At 64.4% G+C, this 21,683-nt stretch carries 24 protein-coding genes, 2 tRNA genes and 1 pseudogene; 16 read left to right on the top strand and 11 right to left on the bottom strand.

What is annotated here, in order from left to right:
• Positions 1 to 71: 71 nt before the first annotated feature.
• From HNS34_RS16725 to HNS34_RS16705, 5 genes and pseudogenes are all read left to right on the top strand, one after another.
• Positions 72 to 2,963: pseudogene (locus tag HNS34_RS16725) on the top strand (pyruvate carboxylase); the annotation flags it as partial.
• 160 nt (positions 2,964 to 3,123) lie between these two features.
• Positions 3,124 to 3,873 (top strand): outer membrane protein, encoded by a 750-nt coding sequence (locus tag HNS34_RS16720; protein WP_172321238.1) that lies wholly within the window; start codon positions 3,124 to 3,126, stop codon positions 3,871 to 3,873.
• Positions 3,874 to 4,068: 195 nt separating this feature from the next.
• Positions 4,069 to 4,257 (top strand): hypothetical protein, encoded by a 189-nt coding sequence (locus tag HNS34_RS16715; RefSeq protein ID WP_172321237.1) that lies wholly within the window; start codon positions 4,069 to 4,071, stop codon positions 4,255 to 4,257.
• 15 nt (positions 4,258 to 4,272) lie between these two features.
• Entirely contained in the window at positions 4,273 to 4,653 is a 381-nt protein-coding gene (locus tag HNS34_RS16710) for an MAPEG family protein (RefSeq protein WP_172321236.1), read from the top strand.
• 22 nt (positions 4,654 to 4,675) lie between these two features.
• A complete protein-coding gene (locus HNS34_RS16705; RefSeq protein ID WP_172321235.1) occupies positions 4,676 to 5,410 on the top strand; it encodes a TerC family protein in 735 nt (244 codons plus the stop codon).
• Here the strand turns inward: HNS34_RS16705 and HNS34_RS16700 are convergent.
• Positions 5,386 to 6,312: a ketopantoate reductase family protein gene (locus HNS34_RS16700; protein WP_172321234.1), complete on the bottom strand. Its 927-nt coding sequence runs from the start codon at positions 6,310 to 6,312 to the stop codon at positions 5,386 to 5,388. The two genes, HNS34_RS16705 and HNS34_RS16700, sit on opposite strands and share 25 nt — an antisense overlap.
• 105 nt (positions 6,313 to 6,417) lie before the next feature.
• Between HNS34_RS16700 and HNS34_RS16695 the strand changes: the two genes are divergently transcribed.
• Positions 6,418 to 6,492: transfer RNA gene (locus HNS34_RS16695), tRNA-Gly, on the top strand.
• 72 nt (positions 6,493 to 6,564) lie between these two features.
• On the opposite strand, the gene HNS34_RS16690 is transcribed toward HNS34_RS16695, so the two are convergent.
• Positions 6,565 to 7,398 (bottom strand): tetratricopeptide repeat protein, encoded by an 834-nt coding sequence (locus HNS34_RS16690; RefSeq protein WP_172321233.1) that lies wholly within the window; start codon positions 7,396 to 7,398, stop codon positions 6,565 to 6,567.
• 212 nt (positions 7,399 to 7,610) lie between these two features.
• Between HNS34_RS16690 and hisB the strand changes: the two genes are divergently transcribed.
• Positions 7,611 to 8,198 carry an imidazoleglycerol-phosphate dehydratase HisB gene (gene hisB, locus HNS34_RS16685; protein ID WP_172321232.1) on the top strand — a complete coding sequence of 196 codons (588 nt, stop codon included), beginning with the start codon at positions 7,611 to 7,613 and terminating at the stop codon, positions 8,196 to 8,198.
• A gap of 3 nt (positions 8,199 to 8,201) precedes the next feature.
• On the top strand, positions 8,202 to 8,840 hold the full coding sequence (gene hisH, locus HNS34_RS16680) for an imidazole glycerol phosphate synthase subunit HisH (protein ID WP_172321231.1): 639 nt from the start codon (positions 8,202 to 8,204) through the stop codon (positions 8,838 to 8,840).
• Between the two features lie 150 nt (positions 8,841 to 8,990).
• Here hisH and HNS34_RS16675 read toward each other — a convergent pair whose 3' ends face one another.
• The 3 genes from HNS34_RS16675 to HNS34_RS16665 all read right to left on the bottom strand — a co-directional run bounded on the left by HNS34_RS16675 (position 8,991) and on the right by HNS34_RS16665 (position 10,085).
• Entirely contained in the window at positions 8,991 to 9,200 is a 210-nt protein-coding gene (locus HNS34_RS16675) for a hypothetical protein (protein ID WP_172321230.1), read from the bottom strand.
• 65 nt (positions 9,201 to 9,265) lie between these two features.
• Positions 9,266 to 9,448 (bottom strand): hypothetical protein, encoded by a 183-nt coding sequence (locus HNS34_RS16670; RefSeq protein WP_172321229.1) that lies wholly within the window; start codon positions 9,446 to 9,448, stop codon positions 9,266 to 9,268.
• 250 nt (positions 9,449 to 9,698) lie between these two features.
• The gene (locus tag HNS34_RS16665) at positions 9,699 to 10,085 is read right to left on the bottom strand and encodes a DUF2147 domain-containing protein (RefSeq protein WP_172321228.1); all 387 of its coding nucleotides are present in this window, start codon (positions 10,083 to 10,085) and stop codon (positions 9,699 to 9,701) included.
• Positions 10,086 to 10,223: 138 nt separating this feature from the next.
• Between HNS34_RS16665 and hisA the strand changes: the two genes are divergently transcribed.
• Positions 10,224 to 10,940: a 1-(5-phosphoribosyl)-5-[(5-phosphoribosylamino)methylideneamino]imidazole-4-carboxamide isomerase gene (gene hisA, locus HNS34_RS16660; protein ID WP_172321227.1), complete on the top strand. Its 717-nt coding sequence runs from the start codon at positions 10,224 to 10,226 to the stop codon at positions 10,938 to 10,940.
• Here the strand turns inward: hisA and HNS34_RS16655 are convergent.
• Positions 10,937 to 11,377 carry a DUF302 domain-containing protein gene (locus HNS34_RS16655; protein ID WP_172321226.1) on the bottom strand — a complete coding sequence of 147 codons (441 nt, stop codon included), beginning with the start codon at positions 11,375 to 11,377 and terminating at the stop codon, positions 10,937 to 10,939. The two genes, hisA and HNS34_RS16655, sit on opposite strands and share 4 nt — an antisense overlap.
• Positions 11,378 to 11,510: 133 nt before the next feature.
• On the opposite strand from HNS34_RS16655, the gene hisF reads away from it, so the two are divergent.
• Both hisF and HNS34_RS16645 read left to right on the top strand, forming a co-directional pair.
• Positions 11,511 to 12,272: an imidazole glycerol phosphate synthase subunit HisF gene (gene hisF, locus HNS34_RS16650; RefSeq protein WP_172321225.1), complete on the top strand. Its 762-nt coding sequence runs from the start codon at positions 11,511 to 11,513 to the stop codon at positions 12,270 to 12,272.
• The gene (locus HNS34_RS16645) at positions 12,269 to 12,577 is read left to right on the top strand and encodes a phosphoribosyl-ATP diphosphatase (protein ID WP_172321224.1); all 309 of its coding nucleotides are present in this window, start codon (positions 12,269 to 12,271) and stop codon (positions 12,575 to 12,577) included. Before hisF ends, HNS34_RS16645 begins: the two co-directional genes overlap by 4 nt.
• Here HNS34_RS16645 and HNS34_RS16640 read toward each other — a convergent pair.
• From HNS34_RS16640 to rlmB, 5 genes are all read right to left on the bottom strand, one after another.
• On the bottom strand, positions 12,574 to 13,845 hold the full coding sequence (locus HNS34_RS16640) for a glycosyltransferase family 2 protein (RefSeq protein ID WP_172321223.1): 1,272 nt from the start codon (positions 13,843 to 13,845) through the stop codon (positions 12,574 to 12,576). The two genes, HNS34_RS16645 and HNS34_RS16640, sit on opposite strands and share 4 nt — an antisense overlap.
• Positions 13,846 to 14,119: 274 nt before the next feature.
• Positions 14,120 to 14,593: a CoA-binding protein gene (locus HNS34_RS16635; protein WP_172321222.1), complete on the bottom strand. Its 474-nt coding sequence runs from the start codon at positions 14,591 to 14,593 to the stop codon at positions 14,120 to 14,122.
• Positions 14,594 to 14,771: 178 nt separating this feature from the next.
• A complete protein-coding gene (locus tag HNS34_RS16630) occupies positions 14,772 to 15,224 on the bottom strand; it encodes a YHS domain-containing (seleno)protein (RefSeq protein ID WP_172321221.1) in 453 nt (150 codons plus the stop codon).
• Positions 15,225 to 15,324: 100 nt separating this feature from the next.
• On the bottom strand, positions 15,325 to 15,642 hold the full coding sequence (locus HNS34_RS16625) for a hypothetical protein (protein WP_172321220.1): 318 nt from the start codon (positions 15,640 to 15,642) through the stop codon (positions 15,325 to 15,327).
• A 9-nt stretch (positions 15,643 to 15,651) separates the two neighbouring features.
• On the bottom strand, positions 15,652 to 16,434 hold the full coding sequence (gene rlmB / locus HNS34_RS16620) for a 23S rRNA (guanosine(2251)-2'-O)-methyltransferase RlmB (RefSeq protein ID WP_172321219.1): 783 nt from the start codon (positions 16,432 to 16,434) through the stop codon (positions 15,652 to 15,654).
• Positions 16,435 to 16,568: 134 nt separating this feature from the next.
• Between rlmB and HNS34_RS16615 the strand changes: the two genes are divergently transcribed.
• The 5 genes from HNS34_RS16615 (at position 16,569) to HNS34_RS16595 (ending at position 21,593) form a co-directional block, all read left to right on the top strand.
• Positions 16,569 to 16,652 (top strand) — tRNA-Tyr (locus HNS34_RS16615).
• Between the two features lie 312 nt (positions 16,653 to 16,964).
• On the top strand, positions 16,965 to 18,020 hold the full coding sequence (locus HNS34_RS16610) for an ABC transporter ATP-binding protein (protein WP_172321218.1): 1,056 nt from the start codon (positions 16,965 to 16,967) through the stop codon (positions 18,018 to 18,020).
• 78 nt (positions 18,021 to 18,098) lie between these two features.
• Positions 18,099 to 19,319, top strand: coding sequence for an ABC transporter substrate-binding protein (locus tag HNS34_RS16605; RefSeq protein ID WP_172321217.1), 1,221 nt, complete (start codon positions 18,099 to 18,101; stop codon positions 19,317 to 19,319).
• An 88-nt stretch (positions 19,320 to 19,407) separates the two neighbouring features.
• Entirely contained in the window at positions 19,408 to 20,433 is a 1,026-nt protein-coding gene (locus HNS34_RS16600) for a carbohydrate ABC transporter permease (protein WP_172321216.1), read from the top strand.
• Positions 20,433 to 21,593 carry a carbohydrate ABC transporter permease gene (locus HNS34_RS16595; protein ID WP_172321215.1) on the top strand — a complete coding sequence of 387 codons (1,161 nt, stop codon included), beginning with the start codon at positions 20,433 to 20,435 and terminating at the stop codon, positions 21,591 to 21,593. The genes HNS34_RS16600 and HNS34_RS16595 overlap by 1 nt, the downstream gene beginning before the upstream one ends.
• Positions 21,594 to 21,683 lie beyond the last annotated feature (90 nt).

Below are 21,683 nucleotides of genomic sequence, written 5' to 3'. Positions count from 1 at the left end.
CAAAAGTACGCACTCGATCACAAGTCCAGAAGATCAGAATTTCCTTGCAAACCGAGCGGCATCCACAAAAGAAGGTTCGTGAAGGCCGGCGCGAGGCCGAGGCCGCCTTTGGCAATGGCGAGGGCTATCTCGAAAAGATGATCCAGCGCGCGCGCCATGTCGAGGTGCAGATCCTCGGCGATACGCAGGGCCATATCTATCACCTCTATGAACGCGACTGCTCGGTCCAGCGGCGCAACCAGAAGGTCGTGGAACGCGCGCCCGCGCCCTACCTGTCAGAGGCGCAGCGCGAGGAAATCTGCCTGCTTGGCAAGAAGATCTGCGAGCATGTGAATTACGAATGCGCGGGCACGGTCGAGTTCCTGATGGATATGGAGACCGGCAAGTTCTACTTCATCGAGGTCAACCCGCGCGTGCAGGTCGAACATACCGTGACCGAGGAGGTCACCGGCATCGACATCGTGCGCGCGCAGATCCTGATCGCGGAGGGCAAATCCCTGGTCGAGGCGACGGGCGTGGCCAGCCAGTATGACGTCAAGCTGGACGGGCACGCGGTGCAATGCCGGATCACGACCGAAGACCCGATGAACAATTTCATCCCCGATTATGGCCGCATCACCGCCTATCGCGTCGCGACCGGCCATGGCATCCGCCTGGATGGCGGCACCGCCTATTCGGGCGCGGTGATCACGCGGTATTACGACTCGCTCCTGGAAAAGGTCACGGCATGGGCGCCCACGCCCGAGGCCGCGATTGCGCGCATCGACCGGGCATTGCGCGAGTTCCGCATTCGCGGCGTCTCCACCAATATCGCCTTTGTCGAGAACCTTCTGAAGCACCCGACCTTCCTCAACTACCAGTATCATACCAAGTTCATCGACGAGACGCCGGAGCTGTTCGAGTTCAAGGCGCGGCGCGACCGGGCAACCCGCATCCTGACCTATATCGCCGATATCACCGTCAACGGGCATCCCGAGACGCAGGGCCGCGCGCAACCCAAGGCGGATCTGAAACCGCCCCGCGCGCCCGCGCCCCGGGCCGATCCCGCCCCCGGCACACGGCAACTCCTGGAGGAGAAGGGCCCGCAGGCGGTGGCCGACTGGCTGGCGGCGCAAAAGCCGGTGCTCATCACCGACACGACCATGCGCGACGGGCATCAGTCGCTCCTGGCGACCCGGATGCGGTCCATCGACATGATCCGTGCGACGCCCGCCTATGCTGCCAACCTGCCCCAGCTTTTCAGCGTCGAATGCTGGGGGGGCGCGACCTTCGACGTGGCCTATCGGTTCTTGCAGGAATGTCCCTGGCAGCGCCTGCGCGACATTCGCGCGGCACTGCCCAATGTGATGACGCAGATGCTGCTGAGGGGCTCGAACGGGGTTGGCTATACGAACTACCCCGACAACGTGGTGCAGAGCTTCGTCGCACAGGCCGCGGAAACCGGCGTCGATGTCTTCCGCGTCTTCGACAGCTTGAACTGGGTCGAGAATATGCGCGTCGCCATGGATGCCGTTTGCGAGTCGGGCAAGATCTGCGAAGGCACGATCTGCTACACCGGCGATATCCTCAATGCCGAGCGGGCCAAATATGACCTGAAATACTACATCGCCATGGGACAGGAGTTGAAGGCGGCCGGCGCGCATATCCTCGGGCTGAAAGACATGGCGGGCCTGCTGAAACCCGCCGCCGCCCGCGTGCTGATCAAGGCGCTCAAGGAGGAGGTCGGGCTTCCAGTCCATTTCCACACCCATGACACGGCGGGCATTGCCTGCGCCACGATCCTTGCGGCCTCGGATGCCGGGGTAGATGCGGTCGATTGCGCGATGGACAGTTTCAGCGGCAATACCAGCCAGGCCACGCTAGGCACCGTGGTCGAGGCACTGAAACATACCGACCGCGATACCGGCCTCGATATCGGTGCGATCCGCGAGATCAGTGATTATTTCGAGGCCGTGCGCGCGCAATATACGGCATTCGAATCCGGCCTTCAGGCCCCCGCTTCCGAGGTCTACCTGCACGAGATGCCGGGCGGCCAGTTCACCAATCTCAAGGCGCAGGCGCGCAGCCTGGGGCTGGAGGAGCGCTGGCACGAGGTGGCGCAGATGTATTCGGACGTGAACCGGATGTTCGGCGATATCGTCAAGGTGACGCCGTCTTCCAAGGTGGTGGGCGACATGGCCCTGATGATGGTCAGCCAGGGGTTGACCCGCACCGATGTGGAGGACCCGAAGACCGAGGTCGCCTTCCCCGACTCCGTCATCGACATGATGCGCGGCAATCTCGGCCAGCCCCCCGGCGGCTTCCCCGACACCATCGTCAGGAAGGTGCTCAAGGACGAGACACCCAACCTTGAGCGTCCCGGCAAGCACCTGGAGCCGGTCGATCTTGAGGCCACGCGGAAAGAAGTCGAGGAGAAACTCGGTCATTCCATAGATAACGAGGATCTGAACGGATACCTGATGTATCCCAAGGTCTTCACCGATTACGCCGCCCGCCACGAGGATTACGGCCCCGTGCGCACCCTGCCCACGCTGACCTTCTTCTACGGGATGGAACCGGGCGACGAGATCGAGGCCGAGATCGACCCCGGCGTCAGCCTGGTGATCCAGTTGCAGGCCGTGGGCGAAACCAACGAGGATGGCGAGGCCAAGGTGTTCTTTGAACTCAACGGCCAGCCCCGCGTGATCCGGGTGCCCGACCGCAAGGTGCAGGCAAGTGCCGCCAAACGCGCCAAGGCCGAGCTTGGCAACCCCAACCATATCGGCGCGCCGATGCCGGGGGTTGTTGCGACTGTCGCAGTCAAACCGGGGCAAAGCCTCAAGGCGGGCGATCTGCTTCTGACTATCGAGGCCATGAAGATGGAGACAGGCATCCACGCCGACCGCGATGCGGTGGTGGCGGCGGTCCATGTCAGCCCCGGCGGTCAGATCGACGCAAAGGACTTGCTGGTGGAGCTGGAATAGGATGTTCTCGTATAACCTTGGAGTCGTGGGGCGGATTGCCAGTTTACGTTGGCGTTTTCTTGCGAGCATTTGTTGCAGCAGCATCACATTTGAGAACGAATTGGGGCGAATCTGTTAAGAACAATTGCTGAAAAGTTAAGATCAGCAACAGTCTCTTACAATGTGGTTTTTGGAGGTAAAAATGAAACTCAAGCTATTCTTGGCTGCCAACGCGGCAATTCTCGCCTTTGTGACTGTCGCATCCGCCGATGGGTACACTGCCCCGCAACCGACTCCGGAACCGGTGGTTGTGGAGACGCAAGCTGACCACGACTGGTCAGGCGCCTATGTCGGAGGCACTCTGTCTTATTTCAGCGGTTCAACAGCGTTCTGCGACAATAGTTTCCTAGGTACAGAGTGTAACAATTTGCAAGTTGATACTCCGGAGCCTGAAGCAGAGGGTGGGATGATCGGGGTTACAGCAGGTTACGACTGGCAGTCTGGATCGCTTGTTTACGGCGTTGTGGGCGATCTGATGTTTGGCGACCTGTCTGGAATGGCGCCGTCGAACATCAACTACGGCTGCGGCGCGGGCTGCGAATATGATGTGCAAAGTGTTGCCATGCTTCGCGGACGTCTTGGCTATGCAATGAACGACTTTCTGGTTTACGGGTCAGCGGGCGTCGCCATATCGCGCGTGTCGATCGGCGAAACAGGCGTGTCTTCTTCGGATGATACTGTAACAAATTTCGTCGTGGGCCTCGGCGGGGAATATATGCTGTCCGACAACCTCTCCGCAGGACTGGAGGTGCTGCACTTCATTGAGAGTGACGACTCGGTCATCGATGATGCGTTCTGCGGTGTTGGCAACTGCGGCGGCACGGATTTTTCTGCGACGGCAGTGCGGGCGGCGCTCGTGTACAGATTTTGACCTAATCTGATAGAATCTAGGATAATTGTCGCCGCAAGTACGGAACTGTACTTGCGGCGAATTTCATTCAGAAATGTGATAAGCAATGTAACTATTTTGCATCCGTATCACCATGACGACGGTTGGTTTTATGGACCCCACCCCCGCCTGCGCCATGTCTTTGCCGGTCACCTCCACCGCACGATCAGCGCCAGCATGGGCCGCGTGCCGGTCGCGATATTCAAGAGCCCCTGCCACCAGATGCCGATGTGCCTGGGCGATCCCGATCACGCGCTCTCGGTGGATGAACCCGGCGCCTATGGTATCGTCCTCGTCACCCCCCGCGACGTGATCGTGCATTCCGAGGATTTCACCCTGCCCGCGCAAACCGCGCAGAGCCACTGACCGAAAGGACGTCCCATGGTGACCGCGCTTTATGCCGGGCTCATCGCCCTTCTCTACCTCTTCCTCAGCTACAACGTGGTGCTGGCCCGGCGCAGCCAGCGCGTCTCGGTCGGGGATGGCGGTGACAAGCTGGTGCGCAAGCGGATGCGCACCCATGCCAATTGCGCCGAATACGCGCCCATCGGCCTTATCCTGCTGATGCTGGTCGAGATGCAGGGGATGCCGCTTTGGCTGGTGCATGTCTTCGGGCAGATCTTGCTGGCGGGCCGCCTGTCCCATGCCTATGGCTTCGGCTCCACCCCGCAGATCGTGCCGCTGCGCAAGCTGGGGATGTATCTGACCCTTCTGATGATTATCTCCACCGCCGTGGCCAATATCGGCTACGCGATCCTCTGATCCACCTGCCCGGAGCGCCTTCATGCTTGAGCTTCTCGCCGATCCCGCCGTTTGGGCGTCTTTCCTGACCCTCGTGGTGCTGGAGATCGTCCTGGGCGTCGATAACGTCATCTTCATCTCCATCGCCGCCGCCCGCCTGCCCGAGGATCAACGTGCCCGCGCCCGGATGCTCGGGCTGACCGGGGCGCTGGTCATGCGTATCCTGCTGCTGCTCTCCATCGCCTGGATCATGGGGTTGAGCGCGCCGATCATGACCGTCCTGGGCCAGGAGGTCAGCTGGCGCGACATCATCCTGATCGCGGGTGGCCTCTTCCTGCTCTACAAGGCCGCCACCGAGATCTTCGAAGAGGTGGAGGGCCCGCATGAGGGCGCCGTCGCCTCCGCCGCCAGGGCCGGGTTCTTTATCGTGGTCAGCCAGATCATGCTGCTGGACCTGGTGTTTTCCCTCGACAGCGTGATCACCGCCGTCGGCATTGCCGACCATATCGAGGTGATGATCGCCGCTGTCTCCATCGCCATCCTGGTGATGATGGTCGCCGCCAAGCCCATTGCCGCCTTCGTCGAGGCGCACCCATCGACCAAGATGCTGGCGCTGGCCTTCCTTGTCATGGTCGGCATGGCGCTGGTCGCCGACGGCTTCCAGGTCCATATCGAGCGCGGTTTCATCTATGCCGCGATGGTCTTTGCGGGGGCGGTCGAGGCGCTGAACCTGTGGCGGGCGAAACGGCGCGCTCAGGCGGGCGGGCCGGCCGCGTAAGGGGCCAGCAGACGGGCAAATGTGGCGTGGATCGGGGTGGCAACGCCGTGTTTGGCCCCAAGCCGCACCACATCGCCCGAGAGATACGCGGTCTCGATGGGTTTACCCCGGTTGAGGTCATCCAGCATCGAGGCATGGGTGGTCGGGGGCAGTTTTTCCGACAGCAACCCCCAAGCGGTATCGGCCAGACCCTGCGGCAGGTCGGGCAGCACCGCGCGGCCCACGGCCTCGGTCTCGGCCATCGACTCGCGGATCAACGCGGCACTTTCCGCGCTTTCCCTGAGCGGCCCGATATCCAGCCGCGTCAGCGCGGTGACCGAGGCGAAACTGGCCTGCATCACGAATTTCGCCCAGAGGTCGTGGCGGATGTTCCAGGGCTGCTGCACCATGCAGCCGGCCTCTTCCAAGGCCGCCGCGAACGCATCGCAACGCGGCGATTGCCCGCCATCCGCCTCGCCGAAGCTCAGCATGTCGAAGGGCGCGGAATGGCGGATCACGCCGGGGGCTTCGATATCGCCCGGCAGGCGCGCGACGCCGGGCACGACATGGGGCTTGCCGATGATCCCCGCCAAGCGGTCCGGCGCGCTGACGCCGTTCTGGCAGGTCACCACCATCGTCTCCTCGCGCAGCGTCGGTTTGAGCGAGGCCGCCGCCGCCTCCAGATCACCGTTCTTGACGGTGAAGAGGATCACATCGGCCTGCCCCGCGGCACCCACATCCGCAACCGCGCGCACCCCCGGCAGATGCAGGTCGCCCTTGGGGCTGTGCAGGCGCAACCCGTGCTCCTGCAGCGCCGCCAGATGCGCGCCGCGCGCCACAAGCGTCACCTCATGCCCCGCCGCCGCAAGCCGCGCCCCGAAATAGCCGCCCATGGCCCCGGCCCCCATCACTGTGATCTGCATGTCCCTGCTCCCTTGCGCTGTGTCCTGCCTCGAAAAAACCCCGAGGAGCCGCATATTTCCCCTTGCAGCCCCGCGCGCCCCTGACTAAATACCGGCCTCAAGGACGCGGGCGTAGCTCAGGGGTAGAGCATAACCTTGCCAAGGTTAGGGTCGTGAGTTCGAATCTCATCGCCCGCTCCAATTCGACCGGCACCCACGGTTGACCGCCAAGAGGCCGCCCCGAACCGGGCGGCCTTTGTCGTTTGCGGGGCCTCACTCGGCGCGCAGTTCCGCAAGCCGTTCGGCGGCCTGGGAGTGGCCAAGCTCCTCGGCGCGTTCGAACCACAGGATCGCCAGGTCGGTATCTTGCAGCACGCCATCGCCATCACGCACGATGATCCCCATGTTATAGGCCGAGGTCGCATCGCCCAGGTTGGCCGCCTCGGCCCAGATCTGGGCGGCGCGGGCCTTGTCCTGTTCATGGCCGCGACCGTGGAAATAGCCAAGCCCGACCAGGCGCATTCCGATGGCATTGCCCTGGTCGGCGGCCAGTTGTGCCAGCCGCATCGCCTCGGCGTCATCGACCTCCACCCCCTCGCCGTTCCAATAGGCCCATGCGAGGTTTGACTGCGCCTCGGCCAAGCCTTGCGCGGCGGCCTGGCGGTAAAGCTCATTCGCGCGGGCGTAATCCTGCTCGACCCCGTTGCCGAAATAGTAGCGATTCCCGAGGTTGTTCTGCGCCACCGCATCGCCCGCCTCGGCATCGGCCATCAACTGGTCAAGCTCGCTGAAGCCGCCGATCTCCCGCCCGTCAACGGTGACGGAAAACCCGGCGGTGCCGTCCACCACAACGGTCGATTCCGCGGTCACGGCATAGGTCTCGCCGTCGATGATGACGCTGTTCGACGTGATGATGACGGTATGCTCGTTCAGCACCGCCTCGATCCCCCGCGCGGTCTGGCGCGAACTGATCGAGCCGCTGCCGGTGATGGTCACGGCCAGATCGCCATAGGTCGAGGTTATGACGGATTGCGCCACGGCGGGCGGGGCTGACAGCGTCAGCGCAGCGGCGAAGGCCAGGGCAAGGGGTAAAGAGGGTCTGGTCATTGTAAATCTCCTGTTGAGGCACCGCGCCGCGCGCGCAAGGGGTCCAATCGACCGTGGCGGCACCGGTTCTGGCGATGGAATCACCTAATGGTCCTCAAGGATAGGCCGGGTTCGGGGTTTCACCAAATCGCATCGACGCGAGAGGGGCATTGATGGCTTTTCCCCCGCCCGCCCGCGCCCTATAAGGCGGGCAAACAACCAGCGGAGCCGCCATGCGCAGTGCCACCATCAGCCGCAAGACCGCCGAGACCGAGATCAGCGTTGAAATCGCGCTGGACGGGACCGGGGCCTATGACAACCAGACCGGGGTGGGGTTCTTCGACCACATGCTGGACCAGCTCTCGCGCCATTCCCTCATCGACATGACGGTGCGCTGCACGGGCGACACCCATATCGACGACCACCACAGCGTCGAGGATGTCGGCATCGCGCTTGGCCAGGCGCTGGCAGAGGCGCTCGGCGACAAGCGCGGCATCCGGCGCTATGGCGAATGCCACCTTGCGATGGACGATGCGCAGATCCGCACCGCGCTGGACCTTTCGGGGCGGCCCTACCTGGTCTGGAATGTCGATATGCCGACCGCGAAGATCGGCACATTCGACACCGAATTGGTGCGCGAGTTCTTCCAGGCGCTCTCGACCCATGGCGGCATCACCCTGCATGTCGATCGCTTGCACGGCATCAACAGCCACCATATCGCCGAAGCCGCCTTCAAATCCGTGGCCCGCGCGCTGCGCATGGCGGTGGAGCCCGACCCGCGCAAATCCGACGCGATCCCGTCGACCAAGGGCAGCCTCTAGCCCATGACCACGGTTCTCGTCGATTACGACAGCGGCAATCTGCATTCCGCTGAAAAGGCGTTCCAGCGCATGGCGGCCGAGGGCGGGCATGGTCCCGTTCAGGTGACCTCTGACCCCGACACGGTGGCGCGCGCCTCGCGCATCGTGCTGCCCGGTGACGGCGCGTTTCCCGCCTGCCGCCGGGGCCTTGCCGCGATGGACGGGCTGGAGGAAGCGATCCGTGAAGGGGTGGAGACGCGCGGCGTACCCTTCCTGGGCATCTGCGTCGGCATGCAGATGCTGACCACATGGGGCCGCGAATACGAGGATGTGGCGGGCTTCGACTGGATCCCCGGCGAGGTCACGCGCATCATGCCGGATGACCCCGCGCTGAAGGTGCCGCATATGGGCTGGAACGACCTGGTTCTGGACGGCGCGCACCCGGTTCTGGAGGGCGTCACAACCGGCGATCACGCCTATTTCGTGCATTCCTACGCGATGCAGGTCGCAGACCCGGCGCATTTGCTGGCGCATGTCGCCTATGGCGGGCCGGTCACCGCCATCGTGGCGCAGGGCAATGTGGTGGGCATGCAGTTCCACCCGGAAAAGAGCCAGGGCGCGGGCCTGCGCATGATCGGCAATTTCCTCGGCTGGCGTCCCTGACGTTTCGAATGGCCTGCGGCCATCCGACCGGGTGCGAGGGGGCTGTCTGCCCCCTCGCGCTCCCCCGAGGATATTTTCGGAACAAAGAAGAAGAACAGGAAAGGCCCGCCGTGGTGGCGGGCCTTTGGAGAAGGGGTGAGGCGGTGGGGATTACCAGCACTCGTAGACGGTGACCCAGTTGCCCCAGTAATCGTAGACGGTGACCCATTCGCAGTAATAGGCGGTCTCGATCGTGGTCTGGGCGGCGACGGCCAGGTCCGGCAGGGCGATCCGGGCGTCATCCAGGGCACCCCCGGTGAAGGCATGGGCGGCAGCGGCGGTCAGGGCGAAGGCGGCGGCGGTGAGAACGGTCTTGAACATGGGTTTGGTCCTTATTGCAGTGATGAAAATGGTTGGGTTGGAATTGTCAGGGGTCGGGGCGCGGTTCAGAAGCACTCGTAAACGGTGACCCAGTTGCCCCAGCCGTCCCAGACGGTGACCCACTCGCAGTAGTAGGCAGTTTCGGTCGCGGTCATGATGGCGAGGTCCGGCAGGGCACCCCCGGTGGAGGCATGGGCGGCAGCGGCGATCAGGGCGAAGGCGGCGGCGGTGAGAACGGTCTTGAACATGGGTTTGGTCCTTTTGCAGTGTTTGTTATCGGATAATCTGTGTTTGTTATCTGATAACAACGGTTCTACACAGCATACTTAGTGTCGTCAACACACTTTTATTTCCTCCCGATCAGAATTCTCGCAAGCCCTTGTTCTGAAATGATTCATTTTTCAGGTAACGCGGGCGCCGCTGGCACAAAGCCACGAAAAAGGGCCCATGCGCATGGCACGGGCCCTCGATCAGGCTGTTATCGGCGTGGCGGGCGGCTTATTGCCGGGTCCAGGTGCCGGCGTTGCGGCAAACAAAAAAGGCGCAGCCGGACACTGAGAGCGTGTCGCCATTGAGCTGCAGGCGCGAGTTGTATGTAGTGCCGTTAGCAGGATCGTAAATTCTACCACGATATTCACCCCCACCCTGCGGCTCGGTCTCCCAGATAATCTGGCGGCCCACGTCGGGCGACGACATCTCGTTGCCGCTGGCATCATAGGCCGTGGTCAGCGTGCCGCAAAGCTGTCCGCCGCATGGGGCCACAACGATGAGACCGCTATTGCCGTTCTCGTTAGGCGCGGTGCGCCACGTCCCCTCAAGCGGATCCGCCGCGGCCATGCCCGCCAGTCCGATCAACAGGGCAGCGCCCAGAAGTGCCTTCTTCATGTGAAATCCTCCCATTTCATTGCTTCGAATGTGCAAGGGCGCAGGCGCTCTGGCAAGGCTGACGTGAGGTTCCCTTGGCAAGCGGCGAATGTTTCGGCAAAAGGGCGCCAGTTTTCCCCACCCCGAAAGGCCGCGCCGATGATCCTCTACCCCGCCATCGACCTCAAGGACGGCCAGGCCGTGCGCCTGCTGCGCGGGGACATGGAGAACTCGACCGTATTCTCCGACAGCCCCGCCACCCAGGCGCGCGCATTCCAGGAGGCTGGCTGCCAGTGGCTGCATCTCGTGGACCTCAACGGGGCCTTCGCAGGGGAACCCGTCAACGGTGCGGCGGTCGAGGCGATCCTGGCAGAAACCTCCGTGCCTGCGCAACTTGGCGGCGGCATCCGCGACATGGCGACCATCGAGATGTGGATCGGGAAAGGCATCGCCCGCGTGATCCTGGGCACGGTCGCGGTGGAGAACCCTGACCTGGTGCGGGACGCCGCCCGCGCCTTCCCCGGCAAGGTCGCCGTGGGGCTCGATGCGCGCGAGGGCCGCGTCGCCACGCGCGGATGGGCGGAAGAGACCGACATCATGGTCACCGACCTTGCGCGCAGCTTCGAGGATGCAGGCGTCGCGGCGGTCATCTACACCGACATCAATCGCGACGGGGCCATGCAGGGGCCGAATATCGAGGCCACCGCCGACCTCGCCCGCGCCGTGCATATCCCGGTGATCGCCTCGGGCGGCGTCTCCTCGCTGGCCGATCTGGAGGCTTTGCGCGACACCGGCGTCATCGCGGGCGCGATCTCGGGCCGGGCGCTCTATGACGGGGCGCTGGATCTTGCGGCGGCGCTGAAGGCGCTGGTTTAACCGGCAGCGGCTTCGGCGAAATTTTCCAGCGCCTCTTCCATCCGCTCCAGATACTCCGCGTCGTCGTCGATATCGAGATCGTCGAGCATCTCCTCCGGCTCCTGCCAGAAGATCACGGTCTCGTCGCCGTCACGGTAGACCAGGATCCGCAAGGGCAGGAACAGCCCGGCGCGGATATCCTCCTGCATCGCTTGCGTGCCAAGCTGCGGGTTGCCGAAGATCAGCAGTTCGGCATCGTCCAGTTCCATCCCCACGCCCTCGGCGGCGCCGGAATGATCGACACGGGCGACGACCATCGCGCCCGCCGCGCGCACTGCCTGTTCCAGGCGGTCCATCACGGTGGCGACGTCGTCATTGCTGCTGCGGTGTTCGAAATCTGCATAAGCCGGAAGCGCCAGCACGGCGGTCAGGGCGGCGGCTGTCAGGGTGCGGATCATGGCGAAACCTTCCTTTCATGGTCAGTCCCCGACCAACCCCGCACGCGACCCATCTGTTCCCTCCGCGCCATTTGCATTCCCCCGGCACTCTGCCTAAGAGGTGGGCAAGGCCCCCAGATACGAAGCCCCCGCCATGCTGAAAACCCGCATCATCCCCTGCCTCGACGTGGCCGACGGGCGCGTCGTCAAGGGCGTCAATTTCGTCGATCTGATCGACGCGGGCGACCCGGTGGATGCGGCGCGCGCCTATGACGCGGCGGGCGCGGATGAGCTGTGCTTTCTCGACATCCACGCCACGCATGAAAACCGGGGCACCATGTATGACCTTGCCACGCGCACGGCGGAGCAATGCTTCATGCCGCTGACCATCGGCGGAGGGGTTCGCACGGTGGACGACGTGCGCAACCTGCTTCTGGCCGGGGCCGACAAGGTCAGCTTCAACTCCGCTGCCGTGGCCGACCCCGACGTGATCGCGCGCGCCGCCGACCGCTTTGGCAGCCAGTGCATCGTGGTGGCCATCGACGCCAAGACCGTCGCCCCCGGCAAATGGGAGATCTTCACCCATGGCGGGCGCAAACCGACGGGGCTCGACGCGGTCGAATTTGCCCGCACGGTCACCGAAAAGGGCGCGGGCGAGATCTTGTTGACCTCGATGGATCGCGACGGCACGCGGGCGGGCTTCAACCTTCCCCTGACCCGCGCCATTTCCGACGCGGTGCCGGTGCCGGTGATCGCAAGCGGAGGGGTGGGCAATCTCGACCACCTGCTCGAAGGCGTCACCATCGGCGGGGCCAGCGCCGTCCTGGCCGCCTCGATCTTCCATTTCGGCGATTACACCATCGCCGAGGCCAAGGCCCATATGGCCGCGGCCGGTATCCCGATGAGGATGACATGAGCACACTCGACCGCCTCGCCGCCACGATTGACGCCCGCAAGGGGGCCGATCCCGAGACCTCCTGGACCGCGAAGCTGCTGGCGAAAGGCCCTGAGAAATGCGCCGAGAAATTCGGCGAGGAGGCGGTGGAGGCGATCATCGAGGCGGTCAAGGGCAACCGCGACGCGCTGGTGTCCGAGGCGGCGGATGTGCTCTATCACCTGGCCGTCATGCTGGCCGCGCGCGATGTGTCGCTGACGGAGGTGCTGGCGGAACTCGACCGGCGCGAAGGGCAGTCGGGCATCGAGGAAAAGGCAGGCCGTTAAGGCCTCTCCACCGGCCAGGCCCGCACGCCGCCGACGGCAAACCCCTTGAGCCGGTGCGGCGGATCCCCTGCGAACTGATCCGGCGGCAAGTGAAAGCCAAGGATCGAGGGCCGGTCCGGTCGCACACGCCCCGTGACCGTCAACCGCCCGACCACGAAGCGCGCGAGGTGAAAGCGCGCGGTCAGGTCATGCGGCACGGGGCTGTCGTTGAAACTCACGCTGAGGGGCGGAAAGCCGGTCTCCCTGATCGCGACGGTTTCGATCTCGAACCGCACGGCCCCTTCCCCTGCAACCGGCAGCAAAAGATGCGGCTCGGGACTGGGGCCGCACCAGCGCAAGCCATCCGGGGGGGCGGATGCGGGAAACCAGTCCATCGCGCGGTCGCCGCTGTCCTGGGACCACTCGACGCCCTGCCCCAGGGGCATCAGGTCCGGCAGATCCAGGCCGCGGCGGTTGTCCGATCGTTGCAGGAACGCCGCATCCGCGAGGCGCTCGGCGGCACGCTCCTGGCTTGGCATGAAATGCCCGTTGCGCCTGGCGATCCCGATCAGCCTCTCGGTTTCCGCATCGGCGCTGCCCGCGAGAAGCGCGTCCAATGTGGCCTGCTGCAGGTCGGATCGCGGGCGCAGGTAATCAAGATAGCGCCGTCCGGCGGCCCATTTATGCACCGTCACGGCCCGCGTCGAGCCGAAGACATATCCGCGCTCGGCCAGTTGCAAGACGAAATCGCGATCTACAGGATGAAGCGCTTCGTGCCGCCCACGCCACCGTATCCGCCCGCCCTTGTCGATCCGATGCGAGAAGGCCGATGGCGGGGTGTAGTGGCGGTGCGCGAACGGAATCGCATCCTCGAACAGACCGAAGACGCTGGCCGGGAACTCGGCCCAATCGCCGCGCATGATCAGCCCCGAGGCGACGGCATCCAGCTCGGGCCGGTCTCGATAGGCGGCCAGCAGCCGGGACAGGTGATCCGGCGCCCAGATGTCATCATGCCCGCAATAGGCCGCAATCGGGGCCCGCGCCGCATCCAACCCCGCATTGTTGGGGCCGAACTGGCTGCCATACCGGGTATCGAGGTTGAAAAAGCGCAGCCGGTCGTCGGCGATCCGATCAAGATGCGCGGCGGTGTCGTCGGTCAGCGCGTCACCGATCACCAGCAGCTCGAAATTGCCATGGGTCTGCGCCAGGACCGAGCGGACCGAAGGAAGGATATGCCGCCCCCGGTTCCAGGTCGCCATGATGACCGTGATATCGGGCGGGGGTGTCATGGGCAGACCGAATTGCGCGGGCCGCAAGACCGCCGGACCAGGGTCGCGGCAATGCGGCGGGGGGCGATCAGGATCGGGGTCGGGGTCGGCAAGGGCAGTCCTGACTCATCACAAAGGCAGCCGCGACAATCGCGGCGACGGCCACCGTAAGAGATAGGCGCCGAAGTTGGCAATCCCGCCGCGACGAGGGGGGCCAAGGCCGCGCGCGCGCGCGCGCCCCGCGTCTGTACGGGGGGTGCATCGGGGGGTGTACGGGGGGCACCCCCCCCCGTTTTCACAGTTTCGACGAGATGATCCCGGTCGCGAAGCCGCCCATGCGCAGCTCTCCGAAGAGGCGCTGATACTCGATCTTGGGGCAGCGGTTCTGGATCACCTGCACCCCCGCCGCCTCGGCTTTTTCGGCGGCCTCCGCGTGCGTGACGCCGACCTGCATCCAGATCGTCTTGAGCCCCGGAAGATGCGCCAGCGCCTCTTCGACGATCCCCGGCACTGCCTCGGCGCTGCGGAAGATGTCGACCACATCGACCGGCTCATCCAGATTGGACAGCGACGCCACCGCGGGCGCGCCGAACATCTCGCGCCCGACCTGGCCCGGATTGACCGGCAGGATGCGATAGCCCCTGAGCGACAGGTATCGCGCCACGTAATGCGACGGGCGCACCGGATTCGGCGACACGCCGACACAGGCAAAGCTGCGGCTTTCCGCGAAGATCTTCCTCAACAGCTCATCGGATGGATTTTGCGTCATGCCCCTGATCAACATGCATAAAAAAGCGCCCGCTGATGTCTAGCATAGCGGGCGCAAGTACGGAACGAGGGACAGTGATGGGCGTAACCAGTGTTCCGAACTGGCCGCCATACGTGATAATTAGGCAACGTGCGGCAGGTTTCAACGGGGCGACACGATTTTGTGATTGCCAGGCCCGTCAGGCCAGGATTCCGGGCCAGTGCTGATTGGCCTGCGCGATGTTGCCGGGAATATCCCGCTGCCACATCTCGCGCACCTGCAACGAGTAGTTCAGGTAGAGGCGCCCATCCACGATCGTCCAGGCCTCGGGCACACTCGAAGCGATATAGCCGCGCGACATGGCGAAAGCGCAGTAGCCGCCATATTGCGGGGCGTAGACCTCGGGATCGGCCAGGAACGTGGCACGGGTCTCGGCGGAGGTGAAGTGCCAGGTCGCCCCGTTCCAGGTGGCGGCGTGATCGGCGGATCCGATGCGATGCGTGGCCTCGGTGAAATAGACCACCGGATCCCCCCCGCGAATCGCAATCCCGGCCTCGGAAAAGACCGGCGCGGTCGAGGCCAGGGCGGGCAATGCCAGAGCCGTGGCAGGGGCGGCGGCCAACAGGCCAAGGGTGTGACGGCGGGTCAGCATGGGCGGAGCTCCTTTCGCGGCTGCTCTGCCACCATCTTGTCATCACGCCCGCATAATGAAAGCCCGCCTGACGCGGCTGTGATGCGCCGTCAGCCCCGGATCAGTCGAAAATATCCTCGACGAAATCGAACGCCTCTTCCAGCGCGCGGGACCAGAGCGGCTTGCGCCGTTTGCGGCGGCGGCGCGGGCGGTCGTCCCAATCGTCGTCATCGTCATCGTCATGGCGATACCGCGCAACCGGCTGCGGGCTGCGCTTGACGGGCTTGGCTGTCGCCTTGCGCTCCTGCACCGGCATCGCCTTCATCTCGTGCAGCGGCGCGCCGCAGCGCCCGCAGGCCAGCTCATGGCCGTGGCGCGCGGTCGGTTTCAGAAGTGTCCGGCTGCCGCAATAGCAGCAGGTGGCGATCTTGGTGGTCATGGGTGTCCCTTACTGTCTCGTCACAGCATATAGGGAGACGGCGGCGGCATTCGAGACGTTGAGCGAGCCAAATTCGCCCGCATAGGGAATACGCACAAGGTGATGGCAGAGCTCGCGGCTGCGCTGGCGCAGGCCGGGGCCTTCAGCGCCGAGGACCAGCGCGACCGGCTGGCCGGTGAGGTCGGCGGCCAGCGCGTCGATGGTCTCCTCGCCCTCGCCATCGAGCCCCAGGATCGTATACCCCATGTCGCGCAGCGCCAGCATGGCATCGCCCAGGTTCTTGACGCGCAGGTAGGGCTGACGCTCCAACGCGCCCGAGGCGGTCTTGGCCAGCGCGCCGGTCTCGGGCGCGGAATGTCGGTGCGGGGCGATGACGGCGCACGCGCCGAAGACCTCGGCCGAACGCAGGATCGCACCCACGTTATGCGGGTCGGTGACGCGGTCGAGCAGCAAGAGGCGCGGCGCACCCTGCCCCGGCTCGCAGAGATCCTTGAGCGCGCCCCAATCCAGCGGCTTGACCTCCAGCGCGGCCCCCTGATGCACCGATCCCGGGTCCAGTGGCACCGGGAACTTGCGCGCATCGGCGATCTCGGGCTCCAGCCCCGCCCCGGCGATGGCACCCGACAGCCGGTCGGCGGCGTTCCGTGTCACCACCAGCCGCAGCTTGACGCGGGCCGGGTTCAGCAGCGCATCGCGCACCGCGTGCAACCCGAACAGCCAGATCGTCTCGGCCGCCGACGCCTTCTTGGCGCGCTCCTTCTCGATCACCCATGTCGGTTTCTTCTGCGCCATCGCCCGGGCCCTTTCACATCTATCGCGCTGGCCTAGCGCGGCGGTGCCCGTCAGGTAAAGCCGAAATCGGCGGTGCATTTCCTGCGATTTTCATATTGACCCTGCCCGCGCTCGATTATATCCCCGCGTCTCGTGGGCGACAGGCCGCAAGGTGTGGCAGGGGACTGTAACTCCCTCGCGGAGACGCACGCCTGGTTCGATTCCAGGGTCGCCCACCACTACACCCCCCTCTGCGATGATCCAGAAACAATCGTGTCCCGTGATTCTTCGCGCGGACCGGCAGCGGGGTCGCGGGGCCTTCCCCCGGGTCAAGGCGAGCGCCGGAAACACCCCCTGCCGGGACAGTCCGGCCTACCGAAGATCATCCCGAAAAACGCCGCGTTATTAGATACTCGCCATGCGGAGTGCAGTTTCTTCACCTCGCGGCGTGCTGACTTTTTGCATACGTCTGCAAAAATCTCTTGCCAGAGGGCCACCCTCCCGCCTACCCTTGTTGCAGACGTATGCAAAACGCCTCACGGGGGACATTCATGGCCGAAATCCAACTGCGCAACATTTCCAAGCGGTGGGGATCCTTCGTTGGCGTCGACAATTTCGACCTGACCATCGCGGATCAGGAGTTCCTGGTGCTGCTCGGCCCCTCGGGCTGCGGCAAGACCACGACGATGCGCATGATCGCGGGGCTGGAGGAGGCCACCGAGGGCGACATCCTGATCGGCGGCAACCGGGTCAACGATCTCGACCCCAAGGATCGCGACGTCGCCATGGTGTTCCAGAGCTACGGCCTCTACCCGAACATGAATGTCTACGACAACATCAAGTTCCCGCTGAAGGTGCGCAAGGCCGACCCCGCCACCCATGACGACCGTGTCATGAAGGCCGCCGAGATGGTGGAGCTCACCGATTTCCTGCACCGCAAGCCCGCCGAATTGTCGGGCGGCCAGCGTCAGCGCGTGGCGCTTGCGCGCGCCATCGTGCGCAAACCCTCCGTCTTCCTGATGGACGAGCCGCTGTCGAATCTCGACGCCAAGCTGCGCGTCTCGACGCGGGCGCAGATCAAGAACCTCAGCCATGAATTGAAGGTCACCACTGTCTACGTGACCCATGACCAGATCGAGGCGATGACGCTGGCCGACCGGGTCGTGGTGATGAAGGCGGGCGTGGTGCAGCAGGTCGGCACGCCCACCGAGATCTACGACAATCCCGCCAACACCTTTGTCGCCAGCTTCATCGGCAGCCCCGCCATGAACCTGATGGACGGCGATATGCAGGACGGCGTGTTCACCGGCAAGAATGTGCGCATCGAAGGGTTGACCGGACCCGATGGCCCCATCACGCTCGGCTTCCGGGCCGAGGATGCCAGCGTCGCGTCGGGCCGCGAGGGCGAGGTTTCCGCGCCGCTCTACACCATCGAGCTTCTGGGCGATGCGACCATGCTGGCGGCGCGCGCGGGCGGGCAGATGGTCTCGGTCAAGGCGCATAAGGAATATCGCGCCGAGATCGGCGATCCTGTCTCGTTCTCGATCCCGGCCAGCATCTGCCATCTGTTCGACCGCGAGACCGGGGCCAGGCTACAAGCAGGCTGACCCCTTGACCCAAGTTTCACGAAAGGGCGTGGCAGACAGACAAAGCCGCGTCCGACCATCCAACGGGAGAAGACCGATATGAAACTGAAGACCTTTCTCATGGCCGGTGCCATGTCCGCCGTGGCCAGCGTTGCCATGGCCGAATGCGCCTTTGAAAACGAGGTCGAGCTGCGCTCGCTCTCGGCCGGGTTCGAAGCCTGGAATGCCGTCACGGATGCCTGGGCCGAATGCGGCAACGTGCAGGCCGAGCTGAACCAGGAATTCCGCACGCTTCAGCCGCAGGCCTTCGCCGCCGACCCCTCGCTCTACCAGATCGGCGGCGTCTCGAACGGCACCATCACGCCGCTTCTGAACGAAGGCACCATCCGTCCGCTGGATGACCTTGTCGAGATGTATGGCCAGAACCTGCGCCCGAACCAGCTGATCCGCATCAACGGCGAGATCATGGCCATCGCGATGATGGTGAACACGCAGCACCTGATGTATCGCTCGGACATCTTCGAGGAACTTGGCATCGAGGTGCCGACCACCTGGGACGAAGTGCTTGAGGCGGCCGCGGTGATCCAGGAGGCGGGCGTTGTCGACTACCCGCTTGGCGCCACGATGAAGACCGGCTGGAACCTGGGCGAGGACTTCATCAACATGTTCCTCGGCTATGGCGGTGAGTTCTGGAATGCCGACGGCACCCCGAACGTCAATTCCGAGGCCGGCATGAACGCGCTGGAAACCATGATGGCGATGACCGAATTCATGGATCCCGAATACCTCGTCTCCGATTCCACCTATGTGCAGCAGCAGTTCCAGCAGGGCCGCATCGCGATGGCGAACCTCTGGGCCTCGCGCGGCTCGGCGATGGACCTCGAGGGCGAAAGCCAGGTCGTGGGCCTGGTCGATGCCGCCGCAGCGCCGATGGCGGTCGAAGGCGCCGCGCCCGCGACCACCCTGTGGTGGGACGGAGTCGTGATCGCGTCGAACATCTCGGACGAGGAAGCCGAAGCCGCCTTCCGCGTGGTGATGGAAGGGCTGGACCGCGAGATGGTCGAGGCAAACAACGACGCCGCGATCTGGCTGATCGAAGGCTATGAGCCGGGCCGCCTGGCCCTGGGGGCGATTGCCACCGCAAGCGCAACCCCGCCGCCCCCGGCCTACCCCTCCACCAGCCAGATGGGCCTGATGCACACCGCGCTTGGCAACGAACTGGCCGCCTTCTTCACCGGCGACGCCAGTGCCGAGGAAGCGCTGGAAGCGGTCGAGGCGGCCTACACCACCGCCGCACAGGAAGCGGGCGTGCTGGAGTAATCCAGGGCCTTCTTGAACAGAAAGGGACAGGGCGTCCGCGCCCTGCCCCACCCATCCCCCACACCACGACCTGCCCGGGAGAGTCCCCATGAAATTCAAGACATTCGCCGCCTTCGTCGGCCCCTCTGTCTTCCTCATGCTGCTCTTCATCGCGGCCCCCCTCGTCACCGTTTTCGTGGGCGCGTTCCAACTGACGCAGCCTGTGGTCGAAATGGTCGAGGAGGAGACCTGCACACCGGGCTTCGTCACCCAGACCTGCACCACCACCACCGTCACCCGCCCCGTGCTGGACGAGTTCGGAGAGGTCGTGACCACGACCGAATGGGTCGGCTGGACCAACTTCACCCGCGTGCTGGACCCCGAAGCCGCGGGCGCCGCGATCCGGGCGATGGATTGGGGCCAGTTGATGCAGGTGGATTTCTACGCCGCGCTGCGCTTTACGCTGATGTTCACGCTGGTGACGCTGCCGCTTGTGCTTGGCACCGGGCTGGCGATCGCGCTGGCGGTCAACAATGCCGCGCGGTCGATCCGCGGCCCCGTCATCTTCATCTCGCTGCTGCCCTTCATCGTGACACCCGTGATCGGCGCGCTGTCGATCCGCTGGCTCTTCATCGGCGACGGTATCCTGACCTCGGCGCTGGAGGTCTGGCTTGACCGCGACATCGCCATGTTCGCGCAGGCCTGGACGATCGAATTGATGATGCTGTTCTACCGCGTCTGGCACGTCGCGCCCTTCGCCTTCGTGATCTTCTACGCGGGCCTTCAGACCGTGAACCAGGACACGCTGGAAAGCGCTATCATCGACGGCGCCTCGCGGTGGGAGCGGCTGCGCTATGTGATTATCCCGCATCTGATGCCGCTGATCATCTTCATCGCGCTGATCCATCTGATGGACACCTATCGCGTCTTCGAGGAGATCGTCGGCTTCACCAGCCAGGCACATGTGATCAGCCTGCAATGGCTTACCTATGATTTCCTGCAACCCGACGATGCCGGCAACCGCGCCTTCGGACGCGCCTCTGCCTCGGCCATGCTGACCATGGTGGGCATCGTCTTCCTTCTCATCCCGCTGCTGCGCCGCACCTGGCGCGACCACAAGGGAGGCTCCCACTGATGAGCGATACACCCCGCGCCATGCGCCAATCGCTGTCCCTGCGCCTGGGATCTGCCGGTTTCCTCGCCCTTTGGTGCCTTCTGGCCGCCTTCCCGATCTTCTGGATCGGCGTGATGAGCTTCAAGTCACCGGTCGATGCCTTTGACGCCAATCCGCTCAACGTCATCTTTGGCCCGGTCACCCGCGATGGCGGCGATGGCCTGTCGATCATCGACATCGTCTTGGGGCTGGTCTACCTGTTCTTCGCCGTCAAGCTGGCGCTTGGCTGGCTGCCGAAGATGGTCGCGCAACATTCGCCGGGGGGGCAGGTCTGGGCCGGGTGGATCATTGGCGCGCTGGCCTATGCCATCAGTTTCGTGGTCGGCCTTTTCGTGATCCTGCCGCTGATCCTGAACGGGCTGAACGCCATCCTGGGGCCGCTTGGCAACCCGCTTATTGGCCTGACCACGATCCATTACTGGTCGGTCTGGGTCGACAACGCCTTCTACGAGAACTTCATCAACTCGCTGATCGTGACCGTCGGTGTCGTCACCGTCTCGCTGACCGTGGGCACGCTGGCGGGCTATGGCCTCGCGCGCTCGGGCTCGAACCTCGCCTTCTGGATCCTGATCATCGCGCTGATCTTCCGTGCCCTGCCGCATTCGGTGCTGGTCGCGGGCTACCTGCCGGTCTTCGTGAACTCGGCCGAGATCCTGCGCCCCATCCTCGGGGAAAACGCGCCCACGCTCTACGGTCAGCCGCTGGCCGTGATCGCGGTGCTGGTCTCGATCAACCAGCCCTTCACGATCTGGATGCTGCGGTCCTTCTTCCAGAACATCCCGAATGAGCTGGACGAGGCCGCGCGCGTCGATGGCTGCACCCATTTCCAGGCCTTCCGCTGGGTCATCATGCCGGTCATGTGGCCAGGCGTGATCACCACGGGCCTGTTCAGCTTCCTGCTGGCCTATAACGACTTCCTTGTGACCTCGCTGCTCCTGGACCAGTCCAACCAGACCATGGTTCCGGCCATCGCGGGCTATTTCAACCGCGAGACCACCACCACCGACCAGGTCGAGGCCGTCGCCGCCGCCGTGTCGATCACCGCGCCGCTGTTCCTGCTGGTCATGATCTTCCAGCGCCAGATCGTCAGCGGGCTGACCGCGGGGGCGGTGAAGGGATGAGCGCACATGCAAGGCGCGGGGGCCTGGCACGCCACCCCGCGCTGAACAGGATGCCAAGGGATGACCTCTGAGCGGCCCGACCGCTCGAAC

Source organism: Alterinioella nitratireducens, from assembly GCF_013155465.1.
Classification (GTDB): Bacteria; Pseudomonadota; Alphaproteobacteria; order Rhodobacterales; family Rhodobacteraceae; genus Alterinioella; species Alterinioella nitratireducens.
The sequence above is the reverse complement of the archived record's forward strand: the minus strand, read 5'-3'. Positions and strand labels throughout refer to the sequence as shown.